At 75.5% G+C, this 1802-nt stretch carries 1 protein-coding gene; it reads left to right on the top strand.

The genetic code is table 11. The features are described 5' to 3' along the window. Positions 1-25 precede the first annotated feature (25 nt). Positions 26-1802: hypothetical protein (locus tag ADY01_RS41450; protein ID WP_049580948.1), on the top strand; the 1777-nt coding region annotated here is incomplete at its 3' end.

The raw sequence follows: 1802 nt of genomic DNA, 5'->3' as shown, positions 1-1802 counted from the left end.
GGTGCGGGGGTGCGGGGCGGGGGAGTTGGCCGTTCAGGACGCGCTGCGCGCCGTCGCCGCCGGGCTGCCGGAGCCGGATGTGCTGGAGCTGCTGGCGGTGGCGCCGGGGGAACCGGCCGAGCGGGCGGCGTATCTGGCGCTGATCGGTCAGGACGCCCAGCGGATGGCGCTGGATCCGGAGGGTGCGCTGCTGGCGTTGGCCTACCGTGCGGCGGGGCCCGAGGTGCGCGAGCGGCTGCGCGGGGTGCTGGCCGCCGGGGGCGACACGGAGATGGTGCGGGTCGTCGTCACCGGCGAGCGGCGCGACCGCGTCGCCGAGCTGTCGCATGAGGAACTGGACTATCTGGGCCGTCAGTTGGCCGAGGGCGGGCGGTGGGACGAGCTGCGGCGCCTGGCCGCCGACCTGCCCCTGGCCGGGGCCGCGGCGGCGACCCGTCTGCTGCCCGAGGCCGAACGGGTGGGCGAGGGCGGTGAGTTGCTGTCCCTGCTGGCCGCGCAGGACCCCGAGCGGCTGCGCGCCACCGCCGAACGCCTCCCGCGCGAGCGGGAGACGGCGTACCCGGCGTCCGGCGGCATGTGGCGCGCGTCCTTCTCCCCGGACGGCGCCGAGCTCGCGGTGCGGTGCACCCCCTGGGGCGAGGGCGAGGCCAACCGGCTCGACGTGTGGGCGTTCAGGATCGGCACCGGCGAGAGCACGCACATCCTGCCCGGCGGACGGAAGTGGCTGCCGCGCGGCAGCTTCGACAGCCGCGACGTGCTCCTCCACCTCGGCGACGAGATCCTCCTCGTCCACCGCGGATCCGGCGGCAACCGGGTGGTGCGCCTGGGGCCCGAGCCGCGCACCCTGACCGGCGACGCCCCCATCCCCGTCCTGCGCAGGACGAGCGGGGGCGCGGTGCTGCCCACCCCCCGGGGCCTGGCGTTCGCCGACCGGGGCGCGGGCGAGCTGCGGCAGGTGGTCGTGGACGGATTCCCGCCCGTCGGCACGGCGCGAGGGCAGTGCGTCCTGGCGACCCTCCCCGAGGCGGGCCTCGTCGCGGTCCTCGGCACGGACGTCTGCGTGGTGACGGACGAGCGCGGAACGGTCCTGCACCGCATCACGACCGCCGTGCCCGACTCGCCCTCGCCCGCCTCCTACGACCGGCCTCTCCCGGCTCTCTCCTTCCTCGGCCCCGAGACGCTGGCGCTCCAGTGGACCTCCTTCCTCCGCAGGAACGGGACGTCCGAGCTGACCACCGAGACCTGGTCGCTTCCCCCCGGCGGAACGCCCCGGATGACCGCCCGCCACCCCGGCCCGGCCCGGACGCGGTGGTCCCTGGAGGAGTGGCGGCGGGCGCCCCTCGACCCCGCGTTCGCCGCCTCCGTGTTCAGCACCACCCAGCTGGAGACGGATCCCGCGGGCGGCCACCCACTGCCGTGGTTCGACGGCGAGTTCCCCACCGATCCGGGGGACAGCTTCCGCGGGCAGTTCCTCGCGATGGCTCCCGGAGGGGACACCATCGCCACCGGTCAGGGCCGGAGCCTCACGGTCCGCAGCCGCCATCTCCCCACCGCCCGGGGCCTGTTGGAGCGGCCGTTGCTCCATGTCCGGCCCCAGGACCTCGCGGCCGTGCGGGAGGTGCGGCCGGAGATCGGCGACGCGGACGTGCGCGGGGCGCTCGGCCTGCTGGCGGCCTGCCTGGAGCACCGCCTCGGCGGCGACATCGCGTTGACCACCGGCGCCGGTCCCGTCTCTTCTACGCATCTGACGCTGCCGACGAAGAGGATAAGGTCGATTTCGCTTGTACACGTATCATTCAAAC

It is taken from the genome of Streptomyces sp. SBT349, from assembly GCF_001083795.1.
GTDB lineage: Bacteria > Actinomycetota > Actinomycetes > Streptomycetales > Streptomycetaceae > Streptomyces.
Note: the sequence above shows the minus strand (reverse complement) of the source record. Positions and strands in the feature narration are given on the sequence as shown.